The organism is Flavobacterium chungbukense (assembly GCF_020805785.1).
Lineage (GTDB): Bacteria > Bacteroidota > Bacteroidia > Flavobacteriales > Flavobacteriaceae > Flavobacterium > Flavobacterium chungbukense.
This window is the reverse complement of record NZ_JAJGZV010000007.1, coordinates 138,272-165,042: the sequence shown is the minus strand read 5'-3', so window position 1 is coordinate 165,042 and position 26,771 is coordinate 138,272. Positions and strand designations below refer to the sequence as shown.

The following is a 26,771-nucleotide window of genomic DNA, read 5'->3' as shown; positions in this document are numbered from 1 at the left end:
TTATTTTTTGCGTTTTAGGATTTCATTTTTGGTATTGGGCTTAAAGGAAGCCGCGGCGCAACGCATCACCGCATCAAAACCGTAACGGTTTTTCATCCGGTCCATGGCCTGATAGAGCGCCAGCATTTCTTCGGTATCATTGAACAGGTCGATCTGGTAGGTTCCGCGCACCAGTCCGCTGAAACGCACCCCGATAAGGCGGAGCCTCATGCGGCGCTGGTAGAGCTTGTCAAAAAGATCCATTGCGGTCTGGGTCAGGAGGTGGTCAGCCGAGGTATACTGCACCCTGCACTGCCTCGTTTCGGTATCAAAATTGGCATACCTGATCTTGACCGTAACGGTCGATGTGAGCCACTGCTCGGAGCGCAGCTGATAGGAAAGCTTCTCGACCATCCCCAGGATAACCCTTCCCAGTTTATCGATATCAATTGTATCTTGGGAGAAAGTATGTTCGGTGGAAATCGACTTTCTCTCCGTGTAGGGCTCCACGGGATTGTTGTCAATCCCGTTTGCTTTCTTCCAGAGCTCGATCCCATTCTGTCCGATCATGCGCTGCAGAGCCTCAGCCGGCATTTCAGAAAGGGTCTTGATGGTTCGTATCCCGATGCGGGAGAGCAGCTGGAAAGTCTTGTCGCCGACCATCGGTATTTTACGTACCGAGAGCGGGTTTAGAAAAGACTGCACCAGATGCTCGGGGATCTCGAGGTTCTGCTTCTGTTTTCCTTCACCGGTTCCGATCTTGGATACCGTTTTATTGACTGAAAGGGCAAAGGTGAGTGGCAATCCTGTCTCCTTTGTGATGCGCTGTGCGAGTTCATCAGTCCATTTGTAGCTGCCGTAGAATTTGTCCATTCCGGTGATGTCCAGATAAAATTCGTCGATAGATGCTTTCTCCACCACAGGTGCTTTTTCCTGAATGATTTCGGTCACATCATGGGATAACCTTGAATAGAGTTCCATATCTCCTTTCATGACTTTGGCCTGCGGGCACAGCCTGAGCGCCATCTGGATGGGCATGGCCGAGCGCACCCCGAAACGCCGCGCCTCATAGGAACAGGAAGCCACAACGCCCCGTTCGCCGCCGCCGATAATCAGCGGAATGCCGTTAAGCTCAGAATTGGTAAGCCTTTCGCAGGATACGAAAAAGGTGTTCATGTCAATGTGTACAATAGCCCGGTTCATAATCTTGATCATTTTATACTTGTCAAAATTAGTACAGGTAGCAACAATTTTTAAAAATTAAATGTTCTAAATAATAACAAAATTCAAAAATCCTTATTTTTCAGGGCATCCAAAAAACAGCTTTTTGATGCATAAGCGGCTTTATTCAGAATTTTTAGAAGAGAGGATAATCAAAGAAAAGCTTGTGCTTATTTGAAGATTATTGTGTGCTGTTTTTGTTTTTTATTCAATGGAATCGGCAGATCGTTTGAAAAAGCTCAATTATTGCGCCTGCTATGGTGTTTACTTGAGTAAAATTCGTACATTTACAAGCTATCAACCGCTCCACGGATATAATTCAACCGTTTATCGATTTACAAAGACTTATATTTTTATATAGACTTTTGCAGATTCTTAGACTCTTGTCTTCTGTACTGCAAAAAATATAGGCCATGTCAAAACTCCACGATCCCCATAAAGTCATATTGATAGCTGACGACGATGAAGACGACAGAATGCTGTTTTTGGATGCTGTCGAGGATTTGAATCTGCCTGCTGCCGTAAAGGCTGCCTGCGACGGGCAGGAACTGCTCAATACCCTTGAGAAGACCGCAGACCGCCTGCCTGATATTATTTTTCTGGATATCAATATGCCGATCAAGAACGGATTCGATTGCCTTGCGGAAATTCGAAACAGGAAAGATGCTTTGAAAGAAGTCAAGATCATTATGCTCTCCACCAGCAAGAACGCTGACAATATCGAGCTCTGCTATACACTCGGCGCTGATTTCTATGCCGTGAAACCCAGCAGCTTCCAGGGGCTCAAGGACCTGCTGCAGAAAGTATTTGAGATGGATTGGAGCAGTTTTCAGAAAAGCGGCAGCAGATTCGTGCTTGCCTGAGTAGTATAACCGCATTACTTAGGGAACGACAGCTTTAGGTTGGTTTTTAGATTTAGTTTTTTTGGGAGCTTATCCCGCTATCCGCTCCAATCTTCTGCGCCTAACCCCGGCGCAGAAGGATTTCCGCTTCTATCGGGGCTAGGGTTATCGTAATGCTCAGTCTGAAAATGATTGTTTCGCCATGGACTTCTATTTTTATCAGTAGATCACAATAATAACTTTGTGAAGATTTATAAGAAAAAAAAGATATATTTGAATATAAATATTGTGTAATAATTATCAAATATATCTATCACAATTTGTTTCGCTATGCGGTATTATCACACATATAAATAAGTTACTAGCTATTTTACCGCAGAATATGAAAAACAGACTCGTTATAAAAGGTACACTTCTAACTCATCAAGGCAGTTTTTATGTTGGTAAAGAAATATTTTCATCTATTTTATTTTCTGTTGTAAATTCTTGGTATTATAGTTATTACGAAAATAATGGAGAATTAAAAGCTAATATCTCAAACGAAACAGCAAGAGAGTATGGGAAAATTAAATCTGCAATAAATGGATTTACCGAAGATTTACATAACCTTTCAATTAATTATTGTTTGTTCAAAGAAATTAACGAAACTGTTCATATCAACGGTCATAAATCAAATCTTTATATATCGGTAATTTTAGAAAATCTATTTACTAATTTGCGAAGTATATATGATTTTCTTTATCATTTTGTCAAAATAACTTTGTCAGAAAAAGAATTAAAACTATATCCACAAAAAGATTCTATAAATAATTTATTAGCCTTTTCTAAAAATAAGAATAATCAAGATAAACTACCGAAAAATATAATTTGGATACTCAATAATATTGAAAATGATTTAAACGATATAAAGCAAATAAGAGACAATATTATTCACAAAGGGAAAGATTTTCTATTAACTCGAAAAGAAGGTGTTTTATTTATGCGAGTTCCAATTAAAGCAACTAATAGTAATGACAATCTTCTTCCTAATATTTTAAATACAAATGAAATTGATTATAATGTAGAAAAATATCTAAATAAGATAATAAAAACAACGCTTAAAAATATGGAAGATTTCGGTGTTATAATTACCAATGAAATATCAAGCAATTCAGAAATTAAATTAAACTTGTACTCGATAAGTAATTATTGCGTAGATGAGTTTAACGAATTTCTAATAAATAAAAACAGCTATTAACAGCCACTACAACGGATTTGGGCATCTGGCGTAATGAAAAAATCGTCTTGTATTTGGATGATTTGGCAAATCCGAAGAATGGTCTTAATTTAGTCCTAAACCGTTTGTAGTAGCGGGACATTACCTTCAATCATACAACAACATGAGTAAACATCCACTGAAATGCCCAGAATGTAATGATTTTAAAAAATTAGAAATAATTTGGGTGCGATATAAAAAGGAGATTGATAAAGAGCTAGATTTAAACATACCTTTTTTTGTTTGTCCGAACTGTGGACATAAAGAACCATTAAATTCAAAGGAATATTACGACGCAATGACAGATGAAGACTTTGCCGAAATGCAAGATGGAGAAAAATTGGTTTTAAAATTTGGATATGAAAATAAAGAATTTAAAAGATACTCTCATTTAAATTTTAAATATTCATCGGAAGATTATTATTTAATTCCAGGACTATTTAGAGATGAAGATGATGGATATTTGACTCCTGTATTTTTTGATAAAGATGTTCTGCTGTATTACAATAATCATCCTGAGTATAATGTAAAATTTGCTTCTTTTTCGAGTGGAAATATTTATCACAAAGGGAAAAACCTTTTCAATTGGGGATTTGGAATCAATAGGAATGGAAAAATATTTAAATGGTTAGGAGACTTAGATGAAGATTTCAAAGAAGATAAAATGCTTCCTCATTTAAAAAGATTTCAAGCCAGCAATGTCGAGTCTGATCACGATATTTTTTCTAAATTTTATTTAAGCCAAAATCCATTTTCTCCAAGCGACATGTTTCAAAGTTCTGACAATGAGACTCGCTTGTTTAAACTCAAAAACGAATTGGATGAGTTATTTCAAAGTAAGTTTGATATGAAATTGGTAAAAGTTCATATTGAAGACTTCTTTAATTTTTACAAACCACCGATTCTAGAAGAAAAAGAACAGATATTTAATGCATATATTAGTCTGAATAAATTAATCATTGAAAATATTCAGAGTGATTTATTAAAAGCAAAATTGAGCGGTAAAGATCTCAAAAAACTTGGATCTTTAAAAACATTAGAAAATTTTCTAAGCAATTTTTTTCCTGATGAAAATATCGATTTGATATTATCATCATTATACGTTTTAAGTGATTTAAGACAGCTACAGGGCCACTTTAGTGATAAAAGTTTTGAAGAAAGATATAATTTCTGCAAAGAACGACTCAGAATAAAAAAAGAGGCCAATCATTTTCAGGTTTATGAAACGCTAATTAAAGAATTAGTTAGAACTTTTGAAAAAATAAATGAGCTTATAAATCAAGGCTGAGGGTAACAGTTACTACAAAGGATTTGGGCAATAGGCTGAATGTAAAAATGGTTTTGTATTTGAGTGAATTGGCTAATCCGAAGAATGAGTTTCATTTAATGCCATACCCGATGTAGTGCCAGAACGTTACTGGCAAGAAACCAGAAAACCTATCTTAAAACACAAAATATGGGAATAGCAAACGGACAATATGATGTAGAATTGATTAGAAGAACTAAAAAACTTTTGGAAACCTACCAGGGAACATTTAATATAACTTTATTAATGAATAGCTTGCTGAGTTTGATTGTATTGCCACAACAACATAACTCACGAACAAGAAGATTGCCTTTTATGAATCAAGACTTAGATAATATTCCGGAGATTCAGTTTATATTAAATTCGCCAAACTTTGTCTTTGATCCTCGAAATTTTAATTACGATTTAAAAAATTTACTTACTAGAATCAGAAACGGAATTTCACACCAAAGAATTGAAGCAATTTCAGAAAATAATCAATGGAAAGGAATTATCATTGAAGACGGAGTTGGGCAAATTATTGGTTTGCATTTGGAACTAACAATAGTCGAAATTAGAACTTTAGCGTTATATATAGCTGAAAAGTACTTGGAAGAAGTTGGTGGAGAATTGCAAAATCAGCCTTTATGGGATTTCTAAACTGCTAGCTAGTAGCACTGGTTCGAAAGTCCTCTATAACAAATTATTAAAAAAAGAATCAATGGTTAAACTATTAATAGATACTTGCGTTTGGTTAGATATTGCAAAAACATCTAAGGGAGAAGAAATTTTAAATTTACTTTCTAGATTCATCGAAGAAGATGAAGTGCAGCTAATTTTGCCTGAGATAATTATTTCTGAATTTGAAAGAAATAAGGATAGAATCATATTGGATGCAGGAAAAAGTTTGTCAAGCCATTTTAAAAAGGTGAAAGCTATGGTTGCTGAACATTCTAAAAATGATTCTAAACAAGAGATTCTAAATCAACTTGATGATATTGATAAAAAAATCCCCACTCTTGGCGAAGATGCAGTTCAAACAATTTCGCATATTGAGGATATTTTTAAAAATAGTGAAATCATTATTCTGACAGATGAAATTAAGCTGAGAGCGACGCAAAGAGCAATTGAAAAAAAGGCTCCATTTCATTTAGCTAAAAATAGTATTGGAGATGCAATTATAATTGAATCTTATTATGAATATAGAAAGCAAAATGAAGCACAAGAATTTAGTTTAATGTTTATTACACATAACATTAATGATTTCAGCATAAAAAATGGAAATCAAAAAATAGCGCACGAAGATTTTTCTGATATTTTTGATTCTCCAAAATCTCAATACTTTATAAACTTACCTGAAGCACTAAATTCTATAAATCCAGATCTTGTTGAAGAAATTGAATATGAAAATGATTGGGATTTTAAATTTAGAAGTTTATCGGAAATTTTAGAAATGCAAAATGAGATTGAACAAAAGATTTGGTATAATAGACACAAATTTCGTGAGTACTCAATTGAAGTAGGTAAGACAAAATTAATTGATAGGGAAGATTTTAATATTAAAACATCTGCCAATACTATTATTAAGGAAATTTGGGAAGGAGCACTTCAGTCTGCTAAAAAAATTGAAGATCTTTACGGCAGAGAAAATTTGGAATTTGACGATTTCGAATGGGGAATGATTAATGGAAAATTATCGGCACTACGCTGGGTTATAGGTGATGAATGGGATAATTTAGACACATAAAAAAAACACTGTTATTAACAGCCACTACAATTGATTTGGACAACTGTCTTAAGGGAAATATCGTTTCATATTTTGATAATCTGTAAAATCCGATATTGAAGGATATTTAGCAGAATAATTCCGCAAGTCATCAATAATTTTCCTCTTTTGTCTTTGTCCTTGCTTGCCTTAACTAAAATTGAAATTAAAATTCCAGCATTTATGAAGCCAGCCGCTGTGATAAAACGATATAGAAGAGAAATTACTTCAAAGGAAAAAGTATAACAGTAAAGTGTAAAACTAGCTGTCCAAACAATGAATGAAATGAGGCTGTCTGTTGTCCTAGTTATATACGCTGTTCAATCGTCATATACTTGTAAGGTGCAGCTCTATTTTTGGTTGTCGGAAGTAATTTGGAATCGATTATTAGGAATTTTTTTAATCAAAGAAATAAGAAATACGATATTGAGGTATCCATTCCGTTATTTTTCGTTCGAACGTATTATTTCTAAAACTGCTAAAATTATCGCGATAGCAAATCCAATTCTTGCAAACCATTTTGTGTATGGATATTCTCTAAGAACTTTTTTAGCCAATTCTAAATCAACTTTTGATTTCTCAAAATCAATAATTTCTTTTTGGGCTAAAAAATCACTTTTATTCTTTTCATCTTCAACGTTTTTCAACCATCCGCCATTTGCAAGTATTTCGTATCCTCTTGTTGATAGCTGGATTCTTGTAAATTGGTCTGTGAATACTAATGATTCAGAATGCATTCTTTTAAATAAAGCTAATGATTTTTCATCATCTAATATCTTATTGTCTGTATTTCTAAGTTCTAATGCACGGATATCTAAACCTTCTTTCAGTAAGTTTAAATTAAAATCAATAAGTTCGTTAACATTCATATTTTCTGTATTTCGGTTTTCTAACTAAGAATAACGTTATCTACTATAACTGGTTTGTTGTTAAATTAAGCCCATTGTTTTGGATTTGCCAAATTAGGTCAAAGACAATTCATATTAAATATATTACCCAACTCCGTTGTAACAGTTGTTTCTTTCGGTACTAATTATAAGCATTGTACTCGATATGGCTTTCAACTTTATATTCCGATGGAATGCTAACATATCTACAAGAAATTATTATGTCTTGATCTTCATCCTTATCTTCAAAATAAGCTTCGATGGCTATTTCAGCAGTTTGAGTAAAGTGCAATTCGTAGTTAGCCTCTTTTTTTCCAACGTTGTAATATCGATCGTCCTCTTTATCGTAGCTTGCAAAACTATAATCAGCTTGTTCAATATCGCAACTAAAGACAATATCGAAATCTAATTGAAAATAATATTCTCCAGAACCTCTATTACTTTCAACTAATGAGGGATCAAATAGATGCATACTCTTAATATCTATATTAGAAATTTCTATTTCATACATAGATTCATCTAAAATTGTTTCTTCAAATGTTTTGCCAATTTCTTTAATGATTTTCTTTTCGTGAGTTTGGAAAATTTCAAGTATCCATTCACTTTCATCGTGAGAGTATTGACTATTAATTTTATTAAGTAAAATTTTAGCTGATGATAATATAATTAGCCCTGGAATTTTAATATCTTTAAAATCAGGATCTCCGCTTATAAAATATATTTCCGTTGAGTTTTTTTTGCACCATAAACTAAGAGCTGAGATTACAATCGCATCTGGAAATTCATATTTTTTTCTTCCTTTTTTAAATGGCGGATTTTCGTTGAGATATTGTAATACAACATCATTAATATTTGCTAACTCAAATGGAATAAATTCTACTTTAGCTTTTTCTATAAATTCTTCCAATTTTTCAGAAAGCTCAGAATAATCTAATTCTAATTCAATTTTTGGTAATTCAAAATATGGCTTAAATTTTTCAACATTTTTTAAAACCTTACCTTTATTAGCAATTATTTGTCGAAATCTATTTATCTCACTAATAGCATTAGTAATATCTTCTTTTATATTTTTTTGGATTTCACTTTTGGTAATTTCCGTCATAAAAATATTAACTGTTTTGAGTTCTCCAAATTTTTGTATACGTCGTAAATTTTCATTATGAAAATAATTACTTGCGACAAATATTTCGGTGTCAATATAGATATTTCTTGTTTTAAGCATAGTTATTGGGTATTGCTGGTAATGATCTTGTCATAGCAGCGGGTTTGGGATTAAATTAAGCTCTGCTTTTGGATTTGGCACCAAATACATAGTCCAATAGGACAAATCTGTTGTATCTCTTGGGGGCAGAACTTATTTTTCACATATATATTTTGCTCTCTGGTATAATTCGTCGAATGTTAGAATTTCAATATTTTTTAAATTTTTTCTAAACATTTCAAATGATGAGTATTTTATTTGATTTATTCTGCCTTCAGTGATAAATTCATTTTGGTTCCCTATCAGTATAAATCCTTTTGGATTGTATAGATAAAGTTCTTCTCCTGTCAATTCACCTTGTTTATCTACAATTTCAATTTTAGTTTTCATGTCGAAAATTGCCTTTTGAATTGTTCTCTGAACCTGAGCAATTGCACCAGATAATGAATCTGAAATTTGCCAAGATTCTGGACGGTAAGAATTCTTAACTTGTTTCAAAAGACTATGTGAACTAAGCTTTAATTCACAAAAGCAAAGGGAATTTATCGCACCTTGAGATTTTAATAAACCGTCAATTCGTTTTCCGCTTTCATTAAAATTAGCACCGCTAGTTATTTGTTCTAACTTTTTATCATCTAATTCGGTATTAAAGAGATATTCTAAGCCATAACCTAAAATCCAAGTGTTTTTTTCGAAAAATGATTGCCATAAATCTTCGTCTCTAGCTTTTGAAGATAGTTCTCCCTCTATAATTAAGGCTTGTTTATGATCGTTGAAAAAGCCGTCTTCATAGAGTAATTTTTTAAAGATTTCGAGTTGAGCTTTCCTGTAACCATAGTTAATAATGTCACTCGTAGTTATATTATTCTTAAGTGCTTCTTGTAATTGAGGAAGATTTTCTAAAATCAATTTTTTTGCTTGCTTATCATCCAAAAGCATTTTGCGTAAATCATCATCCTTTACATTATAGGTTTGATTGTTTGGAAATTCTACTTCCTTAATGCTCTTCAGAAATAAATATAGTCTTTCTATTTCACCTTCAGTAAACGATGCTTGTTTAGACAGATTTTTTACTGGTAACTGAACTGCGTCGAATTGTTGAAGAAAAAGTTTTTTTATATTTCTACTATCTTCGTAAAATAATGCTTTTAATGCTCTTTTTCCAAGAAAAGAAGTGCCTATGATTGCTTCTTTTCGAAGAATGAATTCAGTTTGATTATCGTCTAAAATCTTGAATGCAAATCTCTCAGTTTGCCCTGTGAATTTATCTTCAAATGATCGGGCAAAATATGTCTTGTCAACACTTCCCGTATTCATATAGTTCAAATCTATTTCATTGTTTTCCATGTATTTATTGTTTTGGTTAATGTTAATAAATTGGGTCCAATTTATTGATTACAGCCGTAATGGACCCAAATTTACCCATGTTAGAATTTGCCAAATCATTGAAACACAAAATTATTTTGCCATAAAGCTATTTTTCTAAATCCGTTTAAGAGTTGTTGGCAGAGTCTATTTCATATCCCGAATTTTTTGAATTAGATTTTCCGTAATATCTTTTGCAGATTTTAATTCAAAAACTAAAAGATTTCCAACTTCTATAAGCTGCTTTTTGGCTTCCTTTAGTGTAATATATTTATCTGGCAATTTGTTTACGGTAATTACCATTTCACTGATATTAGAAATTACATAATCAATATTTTCCGGAATTATTTCAATTGATTTCAAAGCTTCTTTTGCATCATTTGAATTATTGAAAATATCATATTGCATCAATAGAATAGTTTCGTAAGCAATCAAACCCGTAGAAAATAATTCCGAAAAAAGATCTATCTCGCTTTCTAGTCTCGAAGCGCTAATGTTTAATGTTCTGCCAAATGTTTTTATGGTTGCTTTAACTTGCGCGTCCTTATCTGATAATCCTTGTTCTGCATAATCCCTAAACTTTGAATTAATTTGATCATTACCAGAAGTCAGATCGGTCATTATTTCAGCGATTTTAAGAATTGCTTTCGTAGCATCACTAATACAGTGAATGTCTTCCACAGATTCGTATAGCAATTCAGCAGAGAATTTCCCATCATATGTTCGGGATATTTTCTCGTAGTTCTGCGAACCGTAAATTATTTCACTTAATTTTTGTTTAGATTTTTCATTTAAGATTTTATTTTTAGGAATTTCAATTTTCCATTTCTTCTTTGTTTTACGAAAACTAGATTCTTGGATATATTCCCAATAAGTTTCCTCTTCTTCTGGGAAATGGGCGATAAGAACTATAGGGATGTTTAAGTTGAGCCAATAATGGTAGTGGACACGTGAAGCATAATAGATGATTGTTTTATCAGAAATATAAAAATTACCTTTACCTGTTTTAATTTGAGCAGCAATGAATTTACCTGTTGGATTCCCGTTTTCGGATTCTTCTATAATGGCGTCGATTCCAACATCTGCAACCGGTAGTTCTCGAAATATCCAGCCCAACTGTTTAGTGATTATTCTATCTGTCTCGATTACACCTAATCTTTCTATATTATTGTATCTCATTAGGATTCTGCGTGTTTGTTTCTGCAAGCGTGCTGTTGCTTTCTTAAAAGCGAAGCCGGCGACGGATTATTATCTGATAAAAATAGAGTTTTTCGTGGAGGAAAAAACTCAGTTAATTTTGCAACAAGCTTTATGTCAACAAGCTCACACAGTATCAGATCATTTTTTTCGATAAACAGCAATGACGTCCGACTGTCTCTTATTTTTCAAATAATTTTTCTTGATTAAATCCCTTTGGTTTGGATCAGTGATTCCATCTGCTTCTATATCTTTGTCAAGCCACTCTTCTGTTAAATCTCTCTCGCTTTTCGAATCGCTTTTATCAATATCCGCATAATAGATCTTTTCAAACAGATGGCTTGGAAAAACTTTGTCTAAGTCTCTAATAGTAAAATAATGTTTGAAATAACCATTGTTATTTGAATTTGACGGATTGTTTGCGTAGAATTTAACTGAATGTACACCAATGTATATTAATGTTCCTTTTGTTGACTTGTTTGCTATAATCTTACCAATCTCGACACATTCCTTAAGCGTGAAGAAGTGCAGTAAGTTAGAGAAAATGATTAAGGAGTATGTTGAGTCCGGCAAATCGTCTTTGGGGAAATTTAGATTTAAATAACTCCAGTTTTTCAGCGTAGCTGATTTTTCGCTTTCAACTCTTTTTTTTAAGAAATCCAATTGTATCTGCTCGTTGTCGATTGCAATAATTTCCCGGTCAGTTGATAGGAAATCAAGGAGAAATGGCGACTGTCCGCATCCGATGTCTAAAATTGCCCCGTCTATCATTTCTTTCTCATATTGGCGGATAGGATTGTGCAGTTCCCGTAAAAGGTCATTATTGGTTTGTCTTTTAAAAACCAATTCCCAATATAATTTCATTGAGTTGTCCATAGTTATATTTTTAGGTTTTGTGTAGAACTGCCACTCAAGTTCTCGCACTTGCAAATGTTTTAGAATTGGAAGACGAAAGTTATGTCTTTGTCGCTAATTTATTGATCAACAATGTTTTATTTTCTTATGTAAAAATGTTTTTTCACTATGAAAAATTATAATTCGGTACAAATTCTAGAACAAAAGTCCGGGAATGATTTGTGCTTATTTTTCGGAAAACCATATCCCTTAATATAATTTTCTCAAAAATATCAATTTTGCTATGTAATTGGGTAGGTATTTATACGTGATTTCCGCTGAGAAACACTAAGCGTTTTATTTTTGTAATGAATTAATTTGATAATCCTTCTTAGAATTCACCCACCGAGCTGACTGCTTTTCTTCCTGGCTGCTCTTTATCCGTAGTATCCCGATTGCTTCCCTTTTCTTTTTATCAAAGTCGTTGTATGCTTCTGTTTTTTGTTTCAGGAGCAAAGGTAGTCCGTGCCCTTTTCCAAAAGCAAGGCCGTGCCTTTGGTCTGGCCCTGCTTTTGGCGGACACTCACCTTTTTATGCTCATGAAACAAAAAACAGCATAATGTGGCTCTTTAGACGAATAAAAAAAATGTCAGAAATAAGGATTGAAATATTGGAAAACAGAAGTGGTGAAACAAAACAGTGTCTGCTCTTATTGCAGAATAAAGTTTCTAAAAAAAATAAAGAGGCGTAGATCAAAGTGGGCAGGGATGCATGAGCGAGCAAAAGGCGAGAAGGAAGTGAGGGGCGGTAAAAGAAAGCAAAATCCGGAGGGAAAAACGTAAAAAAATCGGAGCGGGACAAAGTAGGACGGTGTGCGGGGAGTTGAAAAACGTGTATAGATGGCGAGTTTTGGGTATGGGTGTACAGGGCGTTGTTATCTTCTTTATGTCATTTTAGGTGCGGAAATTTTAGTTGGCGGTTATGGCGTGGGGAGGAAAAAAATTACAATGGCTAACAGGACGAAAAAAACACTGCAGCTCATAAAAGAATCCGACTGCTAAAAAACATTTTTCTTTTTCTCTGCTTAAGGAAAACAATTAAATTATCAAATGATTATTTCTTCTTTTTGATAACCAAATGAGACAGGGCAGGGTCATGCAAAAGACGTTCCATTTCTGAATTAACAATTTCCGATATGTCTTCTTTTATCTGCAGATAATTGCGTTCAATCATTGTATTGTTTATAATGCGTACAGGGCTGATTCCCAGATATGAGTGTTCTTCTTTTTTAAGCTGCTCGTGATTATTTATTATTTCCGAATGGAATGTTTTCAGTTCAATTTTACAGTCCGGATTATCGGCAGTTATGCCTACAAATTCACCGGAGCTCAAACATGAAATTTTGGAAGCAGGCACGGCAGCTTCCAATTGTTTTGATCTACTGATTGAGGTGTCCGAACTGTTTACGGAAATACTCTCGCGGTCCTGCATTATTTTTCCAAAACGTTCGGAGAGCTGTTTTGCCGTATCGCCGTTCACCTGTCCGCTGATGATATTTCCCGTGATATTAAGTATGACGTCCGCCTGCTCTCGGCCGTAATCTTTGCGCAGCTGGCTGAAGTCCTGAATCCCCAGACATGTGCTTACCTTATTGCTTCTGGCCGTGGCTATCAGGCTGTCCATATTATTGAGATAGATAGTTGGAAATTCATCAAATATGAGACTGCTTTTAAGCCTGCCTTTCTGGTTTACCTGTTTGATGAGCCTGCTGACATAAAGCGAGAGAACCGCACCATATGTCTGGATTTTCAGAGGGTTGTTTCCCATGCAGACTATCTTTGGGTCTTCAGGATTATTAATGTCGAGTGTGAAGTCATTTCCAGAGAGCACGTAATAAAGCTGAGCACTGGATAACCTTGCCATTGATATCTTGGCAGAGGCTATCTGCCCCTCCAGTTGCTCCATAACATTCTGGAGGTAGGCGCTGACAAATGGATCTATCAAAATCTCTATTTCTTTTTCAGTTCTCAGCAGTGTAAAAAGGCTGTTATATTCCACCTGCATCAGTTCAATTACATGAGGCAGGGTGCAGAACTCGCCGTTATTGTATTTACGCAAATACCATATAACGGCAGAAAGAAAATTGATCGGTGATTCTACGAAAAAATCTCCCTGCTTTTTTATCCATTCACGGTTTAAGCCCAAAAGAATTGTGCGTGCTGATTCAGCTGCATCTGTTATGTCGTCCATTGATTTCGGATCAAGAGGATTGCATCTGTGCGTGCGGCTCAGGTCATCAAAATTAATGACGTAAAATTTGGGTTCCACCTTGTATAAATGTTTATTCTTAAGCCAGGTGTTATAGGCTATTATGCTCAGGTCATCAAACTTAAAATCATAAACAAACATTGAGAAGCCTTTGCGTATGTGCTGGGTTATGATATGTCGGATCACAAAATAGGATTTTCCGGAGCCTGGGGTTCCTGCAACCAAGATTCCGCGAAAGGGGTTAATGATATTAATCCAGCTTTTTCGGACTTTGTTTTTTAATCTGTAATGTGCCGGCAGGTTAATGGAATATTCATTTTCAAGAAGCCTTTCTTCCTGCGGGAATGTTTCATTTTCACTGTTGAAAATATCCTTATGGCTGAGATTTCTTCTTATGATTCTCGACAAAAGTGTTCCACCCGAAAGAAGGAGCAGATATCCCAAAACAGTACAGAATATATAAAGGGCCAGTTTTTTTTCAGGAGCATCCGAAATAGCCAAAAAAAAGTAGCTCAAGAAATAAGCCAATAGCCCCAAAACGATATAACAGAACGCAGTTTTGAAGTCCAGCTTTTCATTTTTTCTGCCCTTTGCCCCAAGCAGGGAAATGCATAAAAATCCCAAAGAAAACAGCTTTGATAAATGAAAATATCCAAAGAGTCCAGTGCGGAAAATATTCCCCATCAGTTTATCGCTGAAATTGTTTACCAGTCCCCATACTTTAAACACATTATATCCATAATAATAGAAATGAAGACCTAAAAATATTATGCTGATAAGCCTTGTCATATCCAAAATTTTTCTAAGCGCCTGTTCATTTTCACCTGTCTGCATAGTCTAAGTTTTTTAGTTAGTAATCTGATTGTCCTTTTCCATTTTTTCGTTTCTTTTTTCTTTTCAGCTGAGAGGGGACAAAATCAGTTGAAAACTCGGGCTGGAGCACAGAATCAATTATCTTCTGCAGCTCGCCAGCAGAAATAAAAGAGGAATGTTGCTGTTTATTTTTTAATTCATCGTTATCTAGTATTTTATCGGTGGCACTGTAAGTGCTGAAGCTTTTAAGACCACAGCGTTCTTCAATGCCGGAAGCGGCGTAAGGCTTTCCTAAGATGCTTCCGTTAAAAACACATTTTGCTTTATGGTCTATATAGGTTAAGCCATACAGAATTCCCTGTTCGTTTCTTCGTTCAACAGTCTTGATTCCATCCTGAATCAGAATTCTGTCAAGGTCTGAAACTGTCTTTATCCTGTTCTGCATAAAAGCGAGATCAACCGCATTTTTTACTCTCTTTAGGTGGGGATTCCGTCCTGCCTTGTTTGCGGCAAATTTTATTTCGAGATTTTTAAGGGTGGGTTTAATGTAAAAGCTGCTGGCTTTTAAGGGAACGCCTGCAGGCTGTTTTTTATCGTTAAGAATCTGGTAAGCCAGACCTTTATGAAGAAACATTCTTGAATCTTTGCTGCCCTGTACAGCTGCAACGTTATAAAGATTCAGCACTGCATTTAATTCTCCAACCGTGGCATATTTATAATTAGGAATCACTGCATTTAATACTGCAGCAATTGCTTTTTTAGTTTCAGCTGCACCATACTTTACAACACTGCTTTTTGCAGGTTTTACATGTAGTGTTTTTTCCTTTTGCCTGCCCTGTGCAGGAACCAGATTGAATGCCTTTTCAATTTCTTTGCGGGCTGTTTCAGATTGGTTCCTGCCTATGTTTTGCATGTCAATTCTCTTTCCGTCAGACTTCACTTTTACAGACACAATATGTATGTGCGGATGTCCTGCGTCATGGTGCTGATATACCAGATAGGGCTGTGATCCAAATCCGATTTTTTCCATATAGGAATGCGCAATCTCCATAAGCTTTTCCTTTGAAATATTGCTTTCAGAGGAATCAAAATTGAGTGATATGTGCACGCTTCCTCGCTGTACATTTGCATTTAATTCCAACTGTTTTAAAAGAAGTTTTAGCCTTGAATCTTTGTGAAGTTCATAGGCATTTGCAGGATAATTTCCTTCTCCTATGAGTTCAGCTTTTCCCCCTTCGATTTTATTTTCATTGTAATTGAAAATACTTCTGACTGACGAACCCGTGTTTATGACTGCAACCATTTTTCAGCAAGAATTCGAATAGTCATTCTAATGTCTTCAATAGAATTAAACAGCATTTTTTTGTCTGTTTCAAAACCCATAATCCACAATTTTAATTCAGAGATCTGCGATAGAGAATGCAGTTTTTTCACTGCCTGATTAAAGTTGTTTCCAATGGGATTCAGCTCTGATCTGAGCCTTGTTAATTCATCTATTATATCATCAAGAGACTGGTTTCTGTATTTTAAAACAACAGGTTTTCTCAGCAGATTTTTTCTTGCAAAATCACTCAGTTTTGGGCAGAGAGAGTCTGCAAAATATTTCTGAAGGATCTTATATTCCTGCTCACTAAGCCTGAGATGAAGCCATCTTGTTCTGTTTTTTTTCTCGTCTTTCATCATTTTTCCTTTTCATTCGACATTACAAATCTTCCAGTTTTCACTGCCAGCGAGTTCCGAGCAGAGAGGCAGCAAGATATCGGTTGTGATACAACCGGACATCTTGCAGATTGCAGGAACGTGGCAATCTTTAAGTTTTAAAATTACAGAAGATCTTTTATTTGAACAATCAACACTGAATTTTGACTAGGTTTAATTCTTTAAAGCTTTTTACTTTTATGATCAATAATTATTAATTAAAAACGTGAAAATTATGATTACAAAAAATGAAGTTGCTAAGGTGTTTGATACAATTTTAAGTATCCCTGGCATGAGTGAAACTGTGAGGATTGATTTGAAAATTTCACGAAAAAATGTACTGCTTTTGAGCCATTTGATTACATTGGGGCTCAATTCAAAAAAGGAAGATTCAATGCTTCTGGAATGTATTTCTTCTGAAAGCCAGCAAGATCTTAAAAGTATTTCGGAGGAATGTCTTTTAAAAGCCGGACTGGTAGAACTTAATGAAAAGCTGGCTGTTCTTAGCGATACTGCCAAACTTTAAAAGCTACGAACAATAGTTTAAATGCTTAACAGATATTGACTTTCTGTTAAGCATTTTTTGTATGAAAAATTGCCTGATTTTGAAAAACTTTGGCTTGATTTTGATAACAGCTTTTATCAAGCACCATTCTAAATTTGTTAAAAGATTTTGTGTAGAAAAACAATCTAGTTGGCAGATAAAATAAAGGGATAATGAAATCAGATTGCAGTAAAAATGTTTTAGTTGTAGAAATAACTCGTTTACTTTACGTGCTGCTTTTTATTTATGCAGCATCAAGCAAGTTAATGGAATTTGAAAGCTTTGAAATACAGCTTGGCAAGTCTCCTTTGTTAAGTGCTTTTGCTTTTTGGATTGCGAGACTAATTCCTTTTGCTGAACTTATCATTGCTGTATTGCTATTGTTTTCCAAATCTATAAAAGCAGGCCTTTATCTAGCATTTAATCTTATGATTATGTTTAGCGCATATATTTTTATAATTCTCCACTATAGCTCATTTGTACCATGTTCGTGTGGAGGAATTTTAGAAAAAATGAGTTGGAATGCACATTTGATTTTTAATATTATTTTTATAGTTCTTGCACTTGCCTCAATAATTATTTTGGAACATAAATCATATAAGAAAAGCAGGAAAACAATTTCTAAAATTTTATTTCCGGTACTAGCAAGCATCACAGCAGTTATTATTTTGTTTCTGTTGTCCGAGCAAGTCATGCATTATGATAATCCATTTATAAGAAGATATCCAAATCACCCAGCAGTATTTAAAAATGCGCAAGACTTAAAATACAATTCGTATTATTTTGCAGGTGATCTAAACAATAAATTATATCTGGGGAATTACAGTACTCCTTTGGATGTGACTCAGTTTGATGCGGAACTGAAATCCTCGCAAAAGATAAAAGTCACTTTTAATACTAAGAACATACCTTTTCGAACAGTTAAAATTTTTCTACAAGATTCGGTATTTTATTTATCAGATGGTTCGGTTGGAAGGCTGTTCAGCGGAAACACAAATGAATGGGTAATAAATTTTGAATATAAAGATATGCCATTCTTTACATTGTATGTTCCAATGTCTAAAGACAAAATATTTTTCAGATCCAACGATCCCAAAACTTTGGATAATATACTTGGAGTTTATACCCTTTCTGATAACAAGAGGGCGAAGTACTGCGGAGATCTGCTACAGAAACAGATTGATGGTGTTTTTGATACTGACGGGACTTTACTTTACAGCATTAAATTGAAAAGATCTGTCTATGTGTACTATTATAGGAATGAATATTTTACCGCTGACGAAACAGGAAAACTGGAATATCGCAGCCATACCATCGACACAATTTCGAAAGCTGATTTTAAGGTCGCTTATTCAAAAAATGGAACTGTCAGGGAGATATCTTCACCTGTTGAAGCGGTGAATGCACATGCATCAGTAATAGGAAAACTTCTTTTTGTCCATTCCCAGGTCAAGGGAAAATACGAGAATGATGTACTATGGAAAAAATCTTTCATTATAGATGTTTACGATCTGAAGAGAAAAGCCTATCTCATGAGTTTCCCAATATATAAAACGAAAGCTGATAAGCTGAATGCCATGTACGTTTCTTCAAATTATTTCTATGCGTTAATCGGAACAGATCTGGTTGTTTATGAGCTCCAGCCGATGCTGAAAAAACAGCTTTAAATGAAAGTCAAAATATTCCAAGTTTAAAAATTTACCAGCGCTGGTAGCAGGAGTGAGATCGAAAACCTGTAGAATAGAGTAGATCACAAATACAAATTAAATTTTAAATTATGAAAGCGATACTTTTAAACAAAACTGCCCGAGCTGGGGCAGTTGTTTTAGCGATTGCAGGTGCATTTTTTACTGTATCAATGCAGGAAGTTTCTACTGCAGCACCAAAGATTGGTTATCTTGCTGACAGCAATAACGATTGTACGGATGTTCAGGTACAGTGTAATGATACACCTAGTGCTTTTTTGTGCCGTGTAAACGGAACAACTGGAGCTATTGCCTATGACAAGGACAGCGACAATAATTGTATTCAGCCGCTTTATCGTCCTTAATAAAGGATTCTCAATTTAAGAGAGGAGCAGTGCAGTTTTTCAAAAAGCTGCACTGTTTTTATTGCAGCCCTTGCGTGATCCAATCAATTGACTTATGATCTTTTAAGAAATAATTGAACCACTGCAGCATTCTAACTGCAACATCCTTTTGATTCCCTGCATCAGTTATTAAATGATTTTCTTTAGGATAAAGCAGCATGATACTTTTTTTTGAAGCTCTTCGTAGTGCCAGATAAAATTCGATGCTCTGTTTAGGATCCACAATCTGATCTTCTCTTCCGGTCCATAGAAGTACAGGAGTCTGGATTTTATCAGCAAATCTGATTGGAGAATTTTGGTCATAGGCATCAGGAATTTCAAACGGCGCTTTTCCCATCATCCATTGTTCCGTTTTAAAACGCCACATGTCTGGTTTGCCTGATTGTTTTCCAACGGTGTAATAAAAACTGTTTAAATCGGTAATTGATCCACTTGCAACAGCAGCCGAAAATAAATGCGATTGTGTAATTATAAAAGAGGATTCATATCCTCCGAAAGAATGTCCAGCAATTCCAATGTTATCTTTTTTTACGATATCCATTGAAATTATTTTTGCAACGGCTGCAGAAACGCAGTCAAGTGCTGAAATTCCGGGCTGAGCTTTCTCAAGTGTAATATCAGGCAATAGTACAAAATATCCCTCCGAGGAATAAACTGATACATTAAAGCCATTTTCATTAAGCAACGATGGATTTCGATAATAATGAAGTTTATCGGACTGTTTTTCGTAAATATAGACAATCATGGGATATTTTTTTGCTGGATCATAGTGTGCAGGATATATTAAAACTCCCTTAAGTAATTCCTTTTTTGAATTAGAAAATTCAATTAATTCAGAATACCCCCAATAATATTTTTCATGCTGCGGATTGCTTTGGAAAACAGTTTTGATTTGCTTCTTATTATAAACAAGCAGTCGTGGAGGAAGGTCAAATTTTTGTTCTGTATAAAAGAATGTATCATCAATAGATGAAGATTGGAATTGGTCCGTATAACCATCTTTAAAAACTAATTTAAAGGGCGGTTTTCCAGGATCCAGTTTATAAAATCCTGATTTGCCATCATTAGAGGTGGCAGTAAGATAATTGCTTTTTGAAAGGTCTAAAATTTCTGTATTAAGTCCATCGTAAAGATAATCTACTCCCTTTTTTGAAGAAATTTTTGCCCGACGAAAGACCGTTTTTGATTGATGGCCATTAGTCAATAATCTGTTATTATTACCATCAGTAGTAAAAGCCCACAGATCATATTCGTCGTAGATTATTATTTCCTGATCATCTTTAGTCCATCCTGCAATTCCACATGGTATTTCAGGGGTCAGAATGCGTTGGACCGCTGTGAACTTTCGACCAGATTTCACTGTAAGATTTCGATGAGTCTTACTTTTAATATCATAAACCCACCAATTATCATCCCTGAAATAGGCGACATATCTGCCAGATGGAGATGGTATTAAAAGCGAGTTGTCGGAACTCTGCTTTTCAAGAAAAATCTTCTTCTCAAATGTTTTAAGATTCGAAATATAGAAATTTCTCGGACCTTCGCTGTCAAACTGCGGTTCATAATCCTTAGGGTTTGAAAGAATCGCATATTCCTGTTTTCCGGCAAGCATTATTTTTGGATATTCTTCGGAAGTCAGAACGCTGAAACGATTTTCAAGCGGCAGCCAAATACTTAAATTTACTGCATTCTCAGCTTGGCCTTCTTTAAGTTGCTGGGGATAGATCCATTTGTCATTTGCATTCCAAATTTCTACATCTGTTGTTTTGTTTTTTCCTGCTGTAATTTTCTTTTTCTTCAGTGCGAAAAATACTCTTTGGGAATCATCGGAAACCATTAGTTTTCGAAAAATATCAGAAGTAATCATTGTGTTTTCTGGAAATCCTGATACCGAAGATGGGTCAAACTTTTTCAATTCTTTTTCCTCTACATTGAAATAATATAGTGTCTTTTCAGCTCTATCATTTATCCCTGCAACAAATGAAACTGTGTGGTCTTCTTTTTGCCATGCAGGCTGAAAATTGGAAATCTTTTCCTCTTCCAACATAGCAATTCCATTTGAAGAATTCCTTAGATTCAGCAGTATCAGTGAGTCGTTTGCTTCAGTGTCTATACGATAGAGCAGATATCCGCCTTTAGGACTTAGAGAAAATTGCGCTACCCTTAAAATTTCTTTAATTGTTTGACCTGTGAAATTTTTTATTAGCAGAATGTTTTCTCCGTTAGCGGTCTTTTGAAGTATAATCAACTTTTCTGTTGGCGAGCTTACTGCATATTCAGTAACATTATCAATGGTGACGGTATTTCCAGTATCAAGTGATAACAGAAATAATTTGTTATCAGCAAGACTGACATATGATTTTTTTTTAAGAAAGGAACCTTCTTTTCCTTTAGCGAAGCTGAAGGTTTTTCCATTTAAAGAATTTCGGACAAAAAGGGTGTCTAAATCGTTTTGATAAATAAGAGAGTAGCTGATCCACATGCCATCAGAAGATGGCTTATGGAGTTCCATTGTACTCCAAAGATGATAATCTTCGGCACTTAAATATTTTTTCTGCCAATCCTGCCCCCATAAGGGACAGGCTACTAATGGCAAAATAAAAAATGAAAGCAGGATTCTGCTTTTTAATAAAAAATAAGTGGAAGCTGGCATTATAATTTTTAATGGCATGGCAAATTAAATTTTAGTATCCCGGATTTTGATTTCCTAAATTAGGATTAGCGCTTAATTCGGCCTGCGGAATAGGGAAAAGCCTGTCTTCTTTATTCCATCCCAGTTTTACTGGACCAAGGATGTTATCTAATTTTTCAAGGCGTTTTAAGTCAAAGAAACGATGTCCGTATTCGGTAAAAAACTCCCATCTTCTTTCCTGAAGAACTGCCGTTGAAATTTCCTCTTTAGATAAAGCTTGGGTATCTGAAAGGCCTGCACGTCTGCGTATAAGATTAAGATCTTCTTTAGCGCCGATTAAATCCCCCTGCATGGCTCGTGCCTCAGCTCGTATAAGATACTGTTCGGCTAGACGGAGAACCACCGAATACTCTTTTGAAGCTGGTGTTGCATTTTTCTCCTTGTATTTATAAGCATGATACCATGTTCCAGCATTGTTGGAAACGGTTTTTATCCAACTGGTTCTGCGAAGATCACCGGTCCGAAAGGAATTTACTAGATCATTGTTTAGGGAGACCAATGGGGGAGGAGGAGTTGAAAAAGTAAAAAAAGAAGCCTGTAAAGTATTTAGACCAGCAGTTCCTGATTGAAGCTGCCAAATTGTTTCTTTAGAGCCTATTAGAAAAACATTATCGATATTTTCCAGATTGTAAGTTCCTACTTGATTTAAAACAGCTGAGGCTGTATTAGAGGCTTCAGGATAAAGTTTTCTATAAAGATAAACTCTTGCCAGAAGTGCTTGCGCTGCAGTTTTATTTGGCCTCACTTTTTGGGAAGCAAGCTGTTCAAGCGAAAGAAGATTTATAGCATTTTCAAGATCAGTTGTGATATTCTTATACACCTGTTCTTCTGGAGTTCTGGATATCATCCTATTTACTTTATAATCCGTTGTGATAACATATGGTACATCGCCAAATAAATTTACCAGATAGAAGTGAAGCAGTGCACGAATAAAATAGGATTCTCCCTTAAGCTGACGTTTCTGGTCGTCGGTAAGTTTTGTGCTTTTCTCGCATCCTTCAATAACGGCATTCGCTGAATAGATTTGGTTATATGCACCATTCCACTGTGAAGCAATAGTGGTGTTGGATGGGAGTAGGGTGTTGTTATAAAAGGGGAGGCTGCTGTTACTTGGACTCTGTGTGCTTGTAATCTCATCTGCATAACATCCCGCAGTATTTGAAATTCCAAAAGCTGATCCGGTCACTATGCCCTTATCCCTGATATTGGAATAAATATCTGTAAGCGCTGCTGTCGCGGTATTGTAATCTTCGAAAACAGCATTACTCTGCAATTGTGATTTAGGCTGTTCCACCTCAACGAAGGATTCACAGCTAAAAACAAAATAACTTAAAAATAATGCTATAAGATGAACACGTTTGTTGAATATTGTTTTCATAATTTTTATTTAGAATGTTAGTTGTACTCCCGCCGAGATAACTCTTAGAGGAGGAAGGAAACCATAAGCAGTAAATTCAGGATCACCATCAGGATACTTTGTGAATGTCAACAGATTCTGTCCCTGAAGAATTAATCTGATACGGCTCTCTTTTAAGTTTACAGGAAGATCATACATCATTGAAATGTTTTTCAGTCGTATAAATGATGCATCAACAATCGAAGCATTACTGTCAGTATAATGATAATCACCAGTTAAAGCATCATTGTTTAAGCCTGTGGTATATAGCTGATATTGAGTAATATCGCCTGAATTGATCCATGAATCATTTATTCTCTGCTGTTGGTTTGACATCATTCCAGCCGGTCCCATCGGATAAGTTCTGTTTTTCTGTTTGACAAACTGAAATAAAAAGTCCAATGAAAAACGTTTATATACAAACTGATTCTGAAGGCCTCCATAGTATTGCGGATTTAAATCAGCTGTTTTCTGCCTGTCCTCTGGAAATGATATAGCACCATCATTATCAATGTCCTCAAACTCATAGAGTCCTGTCTGTGGATTCACACCGTTTAGCTGATAAAGAAGAGCTATATTTAATGGTTTACCGATTCGGTACATCTGGCTATAGGACGAGCTTTCAAGACCAGGAAAACTAATCAGCCTATTTCTAGATGCAGTATAATTTAAACTAGTTATCCAACTGAAATCCTTAGTCTTGAAGTTAGTTGTTCGCAAAGTAAACTCATATCCGCTGTTTTCAACAGTTGCGTCAAGATTGGCCTGCAAGGCAGTAAAACCTGTCGTTCCAGGAATTGAAAGTCCTACAAGCTGATTAGATGAACGGTTCTGATACCACGCTGCCGTTAAAAAGATCTTGTCTTGAAGAAAACCAATTTCGAGAGCAGTTTCGAATTTTTTATTAGTTTCCCATCCAAAATCTTCGTTGAAAAGTCGTGATGGCCTCAAACCTACAACGCCATTGTATAAAACTCCTGACGTGGTATATGTGTCAAGAAACTGGTAGTCCCCAATCTGATCATTACCAGTAGTTCCATAACTGGCACGAAGTTTTCCAAAACTAAGCCATAAGTTATCCTTTAAAAAATGTTCGTTTGAAAAAAGCCATGCTGCACCGATTGCACCAAAATTAGCAAACTGCTTTCCTGGTCCAAAACGGCTTGAACCATCACGTCTTGCAGTCAAATTTACTATATACCTCTGTTCCCAATTGTAATTAAATCGCGCAAAAAATGCCTGATACTTATAAAGTGCCTCATCATCTAAAAGCATTCGAACAGTTTTAGCGGCTGCCAGATTGTAAATAAGGCTGTTTGAACTAAAGCCTGTGCCGGACTGCTGAAACCTTTCCGTAGTCTGGCTCTGAAATGTAGAGCCCAGAAGCAGTTCAATTTTCCCTAGCCCAGTATCTGTGGACCAGTTTAGTTGCGGTTCTATAATCCATGATCTGCGATCCGTATCATTAACAAAAATGGATGAATTAGCGCTTGTGGGATTATATGCAGGGTTGATGGTAGTGGAAGGGATTACCCGCCTCTCCCCGCTGCTGAAATCCGTAAAGCCAAAACTGCTTTTTATATTTAAGTTTCTGAATATTTCATAAGAAAGAAGGACGCTTGCCGTAAGATCATTTGTGACCGCTTCCATTTTCGTATTTAAGTTTCGAAGGGGATTATCGAAAGTGTTGTTCTCCCAGTTTAAATTACCTGACGCGTCATAAAGTGCTGGAGCATTAGGTGGGAGTGAGCGGGCATCATAAGTGAAATCATATGAAGGCTGATCATTATTCTGCGAATTGTAGACGGCAGAAAAATTGATGCGGAATTTCTGGTCTTCCGATTTGTGGTTGACATTGGCCTGTACGCCTCCCTTTTTATAAAGAAAACTGCCTGGGAATACAGTTGATTCCGAGTAATAATTTCCTCCGAAAAGAAACTGCGTGTTTGATGATCCTCCCGATACAGTTCCCTGTAGGTTATTGATCATTGCTGTCCCACCCAGAAGTTCTTTCTGCCAGTCCGTATATCTGTTTTGATCCCATGTTCCGTTTACATCGTAATCCCACGAATTATATGCAACGCCATCATTCGTAAATGCCTGTTTGCGCATAGTGAGATAGTCCTGCGTATTCATGAGTTTGAGGAATCGGGTTACTTTTCCGAATCCTGTTGAAGCAGTGATATTAAATTCAGTTTTTCCTGTGCGACCTTTTTTGGTTGTTATAAGTACAACGCCGTTTGCTCCCCGTGAACCATAAATCGCAGTAGCGTCAGCATCCTTAAGAACTTCAATGCTTTCAATTGTATCAGGATTGATACTGCTCAAAGGACTTATAGGTGAAGGAAAAGCGGTATTTGTCAGATAAGAACCCACTGCTTCAGATGAAAAGGGAACTCCATCAATAATGTAAAGTGGGGAATTAGCGTCGCTTCGAAGACTATTCTGTCCCCTAATTTTTATATCAAAACCTCCGCCGGGAACTCCCGTTGACTGCGTCACACTTACGCCGGCCATACGTCCCTGCATCACGGCCAGCACGTTAGCGACAGGCTGAGCTTCAATATCTTTTGACGTAATTCTAGCAATACTGCCTGTACGTTCGCTTTCCTTAACTGAGTAGTAGCCAGCATTTACCCTTACTTCCTGAAGAGTAGTCGTATCATACTTTAAGACAATGTCAATTTTTGTTCTGCCATTTACGGGAACTAAAGCGGTTTTAAATCCGATAAAGGAAACCTGTAGTGTATCCGTTGCAGCTGCATTGAGGACATACTGGCCGCTGTAATCTGTAACAGCCACGACACCCGACTTGTTTTTTACCGAAATGGTAACTCCGGGAAGCGGGCCGGAACCATCTGTAACGGTGCCTTTAATATGCTGCTGATAATGATTAGGATTTGACCGAAGAGTGTTTCGAGCATAAAGAGATGAGAAAGACAATGAGAAGCCCAATAAAAACAGGCAATAAAGAGCTTTCCCATCCTTGTAAAATGAAAAATAATTCATAATATTGGGATTGGTTAGTTAAATATGGATTTGATTAGCTATGGTCCTCTATCTAAGTTTGGTCACTGGAATAGAGGACCTTTTTTTATGTATTAAGTGAACTGCTTAATAGTCATAGTTAAATTTTGATGTTTTTACATGTTTTAATAGAATTTTCGATTTAAGTTTTTAACGAAACCATTCGGAATTAAGAAGTATTGCCAAGAATTTAGCTGATTTTTTGCCTAATAAAAAAGGCGTGGAACTCAGCTTATTGACTTGAGGTACTGGAAATACCATGGAACAATAAGTGAGCCCACGCCAATGGCGTGAGCATCTTACTTATCCTCCCGTTCCTTTTAAATTTCCAGTTTTCAAGTCGAGATTCTAAGCGAATGCTTCAAATATTTTTTATGAAGAATCGCAAATGTATACAATTAGTTGCAAATATA

General features: G+C 35.5%; 20 protein-coding genes. 8 read left to right on the top strand and 12 right to left on the bottom strand.

Features of this window, described 5'->3' with window-relative positions:
• Entirely contained in the window at positions 1–1,182 is a 1,182-nt protein-coding gene (dinB, locus tag LL966_RS18485; protein ID WP_229355322.1) for a DNA polymerase IV, read from the bottom strand.
• Between the two features lie 431 nt (positions 1,183–1,613).
• On the opposite strand from dinB, the gene LL966_RS18480 reads away from it, so the two are divergent.
• The 5 genes from LL966_RS18480 to LL966_RS18460 all read left to right on the top strand — a co-directional run bounded on the left by LL966_RS18480 (position 1,614) and on the right by LL966_RS18460 (position 6,329).
• The gene (locus LL966_RS18480; protein ID WP_229355272.1) at positions 1,614–2,063 is read left to right on the top strand and encodes a response regulator; all 450 of its coding nucleotides are present in this window, start codon (positions 1,614–1,616) and stop codon (positions 2,061–2,063) included.
• Between the two features lie 361 nt (positions 2,064–2,424).
• Positions 2,425–3,279, top strand: a complete 855-nt coding sequence (locus LL966_RS18475; RefSeq protein WP_229355271.1) for a hypothetical protein — start codon at positions 2,425–2,427, stop codon at positions 3,277–3,279.
• A 142-nt stretch (positions 3,280–3,421) separates the two neighbouring features.
• Positions 3,422–4,585 (top strand): hypothetical protein, encoded by a 1,164-nt coding sequence (locus LL966_RS18470; RefSeq protein ID WP_229355270.1) that lies wholly within the window; start codon positions 3,422–3,424, stop codon positions 4,583–4,585.
• A 168-nt stretch (positions 4,586–4,753) separates the two neighbouring features.
• Complete coding sequence (locus LL966_RS18465; RefSeq protein ID WP_229355269.1) at positions 4,754–5,242, top strand: HEPN family nuclease; 489 nt, start codon at positions 4,754–4,756, stop codon at positions 5,240–5,242.
• Positions 5,243–5,303: 61 nt separating this feature from the next.
• Positions 5,304–6,329, top strand: coding sequence for a PIN domain-containing protein (locus LL966_RS18460; RefSeq protein ID WP_229355268.1), 1,026 nt, complete (start codon positions 5,304–5,306; stop codon positions 6,327–6,329).
• A gap of 461 nt (positions 6,330–6,790) precedes the next feature.
• On the opposite strand, the gene LL966_RS18455 is transcribed toward LL966_RS18460, so the two are convergent.
• The 8 genes from LL966_RS18455 to LL966_RS18420 form a co-directional block, all read right to left on the bottom strand.
• Positions 6,791–7,216, bottom strand: a complete 426-nt coding sequence (locus LL966_RS18455) for a hypothetical protein (protein WP_229355267.1) — start codon at positions 7,214–7,216, stop codon at positions 6,791–6,793.
• A gap of 160 nt (positions 7,217–7,376) precedes the next feature.
• Complete coding sequence (locus tag LL966_RS18450; RefSeq protein WP_229355266.1) at positions 7,377–8,456, bottom strand: PIN domain-containing protein; 1,080 nt, start codon at positions 8,454–8,456, stop codon at positions 7,377–7,379.
• Between the two features lie 132 nt (positions 8,457–8,588).
• Positions 8,589–9,782, bottom strand: a complete 1,194-nt coding sequence (locus tag LL966_RS18445) for a Shedu immune nuclease family protein (RefSeq protein WP_229355264.1) — start codon at positions 9,780–9,782, stop codon at positions 8,589–8,591.
• Between the two features lie 165 nt (positions 9,783–9,947).
• Entirely contained in the window at positions 9,948–10,979 is a 1,032-nt protein-coding gene (locus LL966_RS18440; RefSeq protein ID WP_229355262.1) for a DUF4365 domain-containing protein, read from the bottom strand.
• A gap of 159 nt (positions 10,980–11,138) precedes the next feature.
• Positions 11,139–11,861, bottom strand: a complete 723-nt coding sequence (locus tag LL966_RS18435; protein ID WP_229355260.1) for a class I SAM-dependent methyltransferase — start codon at positions 11,859–11,861, stop codon at positions 11,139–11,141.
• Between the two features lie 1,083 nt (positions 11,862–12,944).
• Entirely contained in the window at positions 12,945–14,933 is a 1,989-nt protein-coding gene (mobC, locus tag LL966_RS18430; protein WP_229355258.1) for a conjugal transfer protein MobC, read from the bottom strand.
• Positions 14,934–14,949: 16 nt separating this feature from the next.
• Positions 14,950–16,215, bottom strand: coding sequence for a relaxase/mobilization nuclease domain-containing protein (locus LL966_RS18425; protein WP_229355257.1), 1,266 nt, complete (start codon positions 16,213–16,215; stop codon positions 14,950–14,952).
• On the bottom strand, positions 16,200–16,592 hold the full coding sequence (locus LL966_RS18420) for a plasmid mobilization protein (protein WP_229355256.1): 393 nt from the start codon (positions 16,590–16,592) through the stop codon (positions 16,200–16,202). Before LL966_RS18420 ends, LL966_RS18425 begins: the two co-directional genes overlap by 16 nt.
• A 253-nt stretch (positions 16,593–16,845) precedes the next feature.
• Here LL966_RS18420 and LL966_RS18415 point away from each other — a divergent pair, with 253 nt between their 5' ends.
• From LL966_RS18415 to LL966_RS18405, 3 genes are all read left to right on the top strand, one after another.
• Entirely contained in the window at positions 16,846–17,136 is a 291-nt protein-coding gene (locus tag LL966_RS18415) for a hypothetical protein (RefSeq protein WP_229355255.1), read from the top strand.
• A gap of 191 nt (positions 17,137–17,327) precedes the next feature.
• The gene (locus tag LL966_RS18410) at positions 17,328–18,821 is read left to right on the top strand and encodes a MauE/DoxX family redox-associated membrane protein (RefSeq protein WP_229355254.1); all 1,494 of its coding nucleotides are present in this window, start codon (positions 17,328–17,330) and stop codon (positions 18,819–18,821) included.
• Positions 18,822–18,931: 110 nt separating this feature from the next.
• Complete coding sequence (locus LL966_RS18405; RefSeq protein ID WP_229355253.1) at positions 18,932–19,204, top strand: hypothetical protein; 273 nt, start codon at positions 18,932–18,934, stop codon at positions 19,202–19,204.
• 58 nt (positions 19,205–19,262) lie between these two features.
• Here LL966_RS18405 and LL966_RS18400 read toward each other — a convergent pair whose 3' ends face one another.
• Genes LL966_RS18400 through LL966_RS18390 form a run of 3 tightly spaced genes read right to left on the bottom strand, consistent with a single transcriptional unit; the run spans position 19,263 to position 26,340 of the window.
• On the bottom strand, positions 19,263–21,914 hold the full coding sequence (locus LL966_RS18400) for an alpha/beta hydrolase family protein (protein ID WP_229355252.1): 2,652 nt from the start codon (positions 21,912–21,914) through the stop codon (positions 19,263–19,265).
• Positions 21,915–21,927: 13 nt separating this feature from the next.
• Complete coding sequence (locus LL966_RS18395) at positions 21,928–23,313, bottom strand: RagB/SusD family nutrient uptake outer membrane protein (RefSeq protein ID WP_229355251.1); 1,386 nt, start codon at positions 23,311–23,313, stop codon at positions 21,928–21,930.
• A gap of 9 nt (positions 23,314–23,322) precedes the next feature.
• Positions 23,323–26,340 (bottom strand): SusC/RagA family TonB-linked outer membrane protein, encoded by a 3,018-nt coding sequence (locus LL966_RS18390; protein WP_229355250.1) that lies wholly within the window; start codon positions 26,338–26,340, stop codon positions 23,323–23,325.
• Between the last annotated feature and the right edge of the window lie 431 nt (positions 26,341–26,771).

What these genes read in the sequence shown, in the direction of transcription:
- dinB (WP_229355322.1), bottom strand. Translation starts at nt 1,182, where the DNA reads ATGAACCGGGCTATTGTACACATTGACATGAACACCTTTTTCGTATCC.
- LL966_RS18480 (WP_229355272.1), top strand. Translation starts at nt 1,614, where the DNA reads ATGTCAAAACTCCACGATCCCCATAAAGTCATATTGATAGCTGACGAC.
- LL966_RS18475 (WP_229355271.1), top strand. Translation starts at nt 2,425, where the DNA reads ATGAAAAACAGACTCGTTATAAAAGGTACACTTCTAACTCATCAAGGC.
- LL966_RS18470 (WP_229355270.1), top strand. Translation starts at nt 3,422, where the DNA reads ATGAGTAAACATCCACTGAAATGCCCAGAATGTAATGATTTTAAAAAA.
- LL966_RS18465 (WP_229355269.1), top strand. Translation starts at nt 4,754, where the DNA reads ATGGGAATAGCAAACGGACAATATGATGTAGAATTGATTAGAAGAACT.
- LL966_RS18460 (WP_229355268.1), top strand. Translation starts at nt 5,304, where the DNA reads ATGGTTAAACTATTAATAGATACTTGCGTTTGGTTAGATATTGCAAAA.
- LL966_RS18455 (WP_229355267.1), bottom strand. Translation starts at nt 7,216, where the DNA reads ATGAATGTTAACGAACTTATTGATTTTAATTTAAACTTACTGAAAGAA.
- LL966_RS18450 (WP_229355266.1), bottom strand. Translation starts at nt 8,456, where the DNA reads ATGCTTAAAACAAGAAATATCTATATTGACACCGAAATATTTGTCGCA.
- LL966_RS18445 (WP_229355264.1), bottom strand. Translation starts at nt 9,782, where the DNA reads ATGGAAAACAATGAAATAGATTTGAACTATATGAATACGGGAAGTGTT.
- LL966_RS18440 (WP_229355262.1), bottom strand. Translation starts at nt 10,979, where the DNA reads ATGAGATACAATAATATAGAAAGATTAGGTGTAATCGAGACAGATAGA.
- LL966_RS18435 (WP_229355260.1), bottom strand. Translation starts at nt 11,861, where the DNA reads ATGAAATTATATTGGGAATTGGTTTTTAAAAGACAAACCAATAATGAC.
- mobC (WP_229355258.1), bottom strand. Translation starts at nt 14,933, where the DNA reads ATGCAGACAGGTGAAAATGAACAGGCGCTTAGAAAAATTTTGGATATG.
- LL966_RS18425 (WP_229355257.1), bottom strand. Translation starts at nt 16,215, where the DNA reads ATGGTTGCAGTCATAAACACGGGTTCGTCAGTCAGAAGTATTTTCAAT.
- LL966_RS18420 (WP_229355256.1), bottom strand. Translation starts at nt 16,592, where the DNA reads ATGAAAGACGAGAAAAAAAACAGAACAAGATGGCTTCATCTCAGGCTT.
- LL966_RS18415 (WP_229355255.1), top strand. Translation starts at nt 16,846, where the DNA reads ATGATTACAAAAAATGAAGTTGCTAAGGTGTTTGATACAATTTTAAGT.
- LL966_RS18410 (WP_229355254.1), top strand. Translation starts at nt 17,328, where the DNA reads ATGAAATCAGATTGCAGTAAAAATGTTTTAGTTGTAGAAATAACTCGT.
- LL966_RS18405 (WP_229355253.1), top strand. Translation starts at nt 18,932, where the DNA reads ATGAAAGCGATACTTTTAAACAAAACTGCCCGAGCTGGGGCAGTTGTT.
- LL966_RS18400 (WP_229355252.1), bottom strand. Translation starts at nt 21,914, where the DNA reads ATGCCATTAAAAATTATAATGCCAGCTTCCACTTATTTTTTATTAAAA.
- LL966_RS18395 (WP_229355251.1), bottom strand. Translation starts at nt 23,313, where the DNA reads ATGAAAACAATATTCAACAAACGTGTTCATCTTATAGCATTATTTTTA.
- LL966_RS18390 (WP_229355250.1), bottom strand. Translation starts at nt 26,340, where the DNA reads ATGAATTATTTTTCATTTTACAAGGATGGGAAAGCTCTTTATTGCCTG.